At 64.2% G+C, this 3,628-nt stretch carries 4 protein-coding genes; all 4 read right to left on the bottom strand.

From position 1 onward, the window contains the following. Positions 1-135 precede the first annotated feature (135 nt). Positions 136-900: a phosphoadenylyl-sulfate reductase gene (locus EN750_RS23715; protein WP_127397818.1), complete on the bottom strand. Its 765-nt coding sequence runs from the start codon at positions 898-900 to the stop codon at positions 136-138. Continuing rightward, positions 875-2,545: a nitrite/sulfite reductase gene (locus EN750_RS23720; protein WP_127397819.1), complete on the bottom strand. Its 1,671-nt coding sequence runs from the start codon at positions 2,543-2,545 to the stop codon at positions 875-877. Before EN750_RS23720 ends, EN750_RS23715 begins: the two co-directional genes overlap by 26 nt. 43 nt (positions 2,546-2,588) lie before the next feature. Further along, complete coding sequence (locus EN750_RS23725) at positions 2,589-2,882, bottom strand: DUF2849 domain-containing protein (RefSeq protein ID WP_127397820.1); 294 nt, start codon at positions 2,880-2,882, stop codon at positions 2,589-2,591. Beyond that, positions 2,879-3,628: uroporphyrinogen-III C-methyltransferase (cobA, locus tag EN750_RS23730; protein ID WP_127397821.1), on the bottom strand; the 750-nt coding region annotated here is incomplete at its 5' end. The genes cobA and EN750_RS23725, both read right to left, overlap by 4 nt.

Consider the following 3,628-nt stretch of genomic DNA (forward strand, 5'->3'; position numbering starts at 1 on the left):
GTTGAGATTCAGGTCAGGCTGAGTCGAAAATGGCGGCTTCCGAGAACCGGAGCGGAGCGTACTTGAAGTACGTGAGCACCGGAAGCGCAGGAAGCTGCCGTTTGCAAGCCAGCCTCACCTGAATATCAGCATATCCTAAAGGGATGCGTCGGTCAGCGACTTCTCCAGCCCCGACAGGTGAATGCCGCACTCGGTCTTGGCATGACCGGCCCAGCGGCCGCTGCGCGCGTCCTCGCCCGGCTGCACCGGCTGCGTGCACGGGAAGCAGCCGATCGACAGATAGCCATAGGCGACCAGCGGATTTTCGCGCAGCGCATGCGCGCGCATGTAGTCCGCCTGGTCCGATGTCGTCCAATGCGCCAGCGGATTGATGCGGATGCGCGGCCCGACCGCCTCGAACACCGGCAGCGCTGCCCGCGTCGCGGCCTGGAAACGCTTGCGGCCGGTGAGCCAGGCTCGAAATGGCGCGACACCGCGCGCCAGCGGCTCCACCTTGCGCACGTCGCAGCAGGCGTCGGTGTTGCTCTGATGCAGATTGCCCGTCGGATCGATCCGTTCGAGTGCTGCTTCCTCGGGTTTGATCACCCTTATGTTGGTCAGCCCGAAATCGGCGGCGAGCGCGTCGCGATAGCCGAGCGTCTCCTCGAAATGCTTGCCGGTGTCGAGGAAAATGACCGGCAGCGTCCGGTCGATCTTGGCGATCATGTGCAGCAGCACAGCCGAATCCGCGCCGAACGACGACACCGCCGCGATCTCGTCGAGGAACAGTTCGCGGGCCGAGCGTTCGATGATCTCGATCGGCTTCAGATGACCATAGAGCGCATCGAGCCCCGCCGCTTTGGCGGCGATACCGTCATCGACGTCTCCAATAGGGTCAAGCGGCCTTGGCTTCGCCAGCATAGAGCGCCTCCTTGAACGGCGCGGGACCGACTCGGCGGTAGGCGTCGATGAATTTCTCTTGTGGGCCGAGCCGGAGGCCGAGATAGGTCTCGACGATCTGCTCGATGGCGTCGGTGATCTCTTCCGACGAGAAGCCGCGGCCGATGATCTCGCCGACCGAGGTGTTTTCGTCGGCCGAGCCGCCCAGCGTCACCTGATAGAGCTCAGAGCCCTTCTTCTCGACCCCGAGGATGCCGATATGGCCGACATGGTGATGACCGCAGGCGTTGATGCAGCCGGAGATCTTCAGCTTCAGTTCGCCGATCTCGCGCTGCCGCTCAAGCGAGGCGAAGCGGCGCGAGATTTCCTGCGCGATCGGGATCGAGCGCGCCGTGGCCAGCGCACAGTAGTCGAGGCCCGGGCAAGCGATGATGTCCGATATCAAATTGGAATTGGCTGTCGCCAGACCGATGCCGACCAGCGCATCATAGACTGCCTTGAGGTCGGCGCGGGCCACATGCGGCAGGATCAGGTTCTGCTCATGGCTGACACGCAGTTCATCAAAGCCATATTTCTCGGCGATGTCGGCGATCGCTTCCATCTGGCTGTCCGAGGCGTCCCCGGGCACCTCGCCGATGCCCTTCAGCGAGATCGTCACCGCTGCATAGTCGGGATGGCGGTGCGTCACGACATTCTGGTCGAGCCACTCCGAGAACCCTTTGGAATCGAGCCGCGCCAGCTTGACCGCTTGGTCGCCTTCCGGCCGTCCGGCGAGCACCGGTGGCGCGAAATAGGCCTCGATGGCGCGGATGTCGGCTTGCGGCAGCTTCAGCTCGGCGTCCTTCAACTCCAGCCACTCGGCCTCGACCTGGCGGGTGATCTCCTCGACGCCGGTCTCATGGACGAGGATCTTGATGCGCGCCTTGTACTTGTTGTCGCGGCGGCCATAGAGGTTGTAAACGCGCAGGATCGCCGTGCAGTAGGACAGAAGGTCGGCTTCCGGCAGGAAATCGCGGATCTTGCGGGCAACCATCGGCGTGCGGCCCTGGCCGCCGCCGATATAGACGGCGAAACCGAGTTCGCCGGCGGCGTTCTTCTTCAGGTGCAGGCCGATGTCGTGGGTCTGAATGGCGGCGCGGTCGCGCTCGGCACCCGTCACCGCGATCTTGAACTTGCGCGGCAGGAACGAGAATTCCGGATGCACCGACGACCATTGGCGCAGGATTTCCGCGTAGGGACGCGGATCGGCGACTTCGTCGGCGGCAGCGCCGGCGAAGTGGTCTGCGGTGACGTTGCGGATGCAATTGCCGCTGGTCTGGATGGCATGCATCTCAACGCTCGCGAGATCCGCCAGGATCGCCGGAATGTCCGACAGCGCCGGCCAGTTGAACTGGATGTTCTGGCGGGTGGTAAAATGGCCATAGCCCTTGTCGTATTTGCGGGCGATGTGACCAAGCATGCGCAACTGCTTGCCGTTCAGCGTGCCGTAAGGCACCGCGATGCGCAGCATGTAGGCATGCAGTTGAAGATAGACGCCGTTCATCAGCCTCAATGGCCGGAACTGGTCCTCGGTGATCTCGCCGGCAAGACGACGCTGCACCTGGTCGCTGAACTCGGCGACGCGGGCCTGGACAAAATCGTGGTCGAACTCATCGTAACGGTACATGCTTGGTCTTTCAGGGCGCGTCCGCCCATGCCTGGTGTCTTGGTTATGCTGCCCGCGCAGCCTGCTTGCCGAGATCGTTGCGGATGGTCGGGCCGGCGGCGCGGATCTTCTCGCGCAGCCGCACCGGTTGGACGACGCCGTCGACGACCTCAGCGTCGATCAAATTGACGTCGACCACTTCGTTGGCGGCATAGGCCTTGGCGCCGATCGCCTCGAGCCTGTCCTCGGCTGCCTTGTCATGGGCGAGGTCGGCATGGTCCACCGTCTCGGCCCAGCCGCCATCGGCGTACCAGACGGCAATGCCGTCGGTGAGGCGGTTGGCGGTCAGTATCTTCATGGCTGAACTCCTTCGGCGACCGAACTGGAAGCACCTTCATGCCTGTGTGCCGCCAGCGGCTCGGATCGCTCAAAGTTGGCGCCGGCGACCGCATCGCCGATGATGGTCATGACCGGGCCGGAAAGATCGGCGCGCGCTTCCAGCGACGGCAGGTCGGCAAGCGTGCCGTGGAAGCGACGCCGGTTGGCGAGGCTGGCATTCTCGACCACGGCCACCGCGGTGTCCGGCGACAGACCGGCCTCGATCAGCCGTCCGGCAACCTCGGCGGCCACCGAGCGGCCCATATAAACGGCGACGGTGGCGCCGGAAATGGCGAGCTTGGCCCAGTCGGGCAGCGAATTGCCCTTGAGGTCGTGGCCGGTGGTGAACACCATGGACGAGGAGACACCGCGCAAGGTCAGCGGCAGTTCGAAATCGGCGGCGGCAGCAAAGGCCGCGGTGACACCCGGAACTACCTCATAGGCGATTCCGGCATCACGAAGTGCAGCCATCTCTTCGCCCGCCCGGCCGAACACCAGCGGATCGCCTGACTTCAGCCGCACGACACGCTTGCCTTCACGGCCAAGCTCGACCAGCAGCGCATTGATCTCAGCCTGGCTCTTGGTGTGGCAGCCCTTACGTTTTCCGACCGGCAGGCGCTCGGCATCGCGGCGCCCCATGGCAACGACCGCCTCGGGCACCAGCGCGTCATGGACGATGACATCGGCTTCCATCAGCAGACGATGGGCCCGCAAGGTCAAAAGATC

The sequence above is a fragment of the Mesorhizobium sp. M7A.F.Ca.ET.027.03.2.1 genome, assembly GCF_003999175.1.
Lineage (GTDB): Bacteria > Pseudomonadota > Alphaproteobacteria > Rhizobiales > Rhizobiaceae > Mesorhizobium.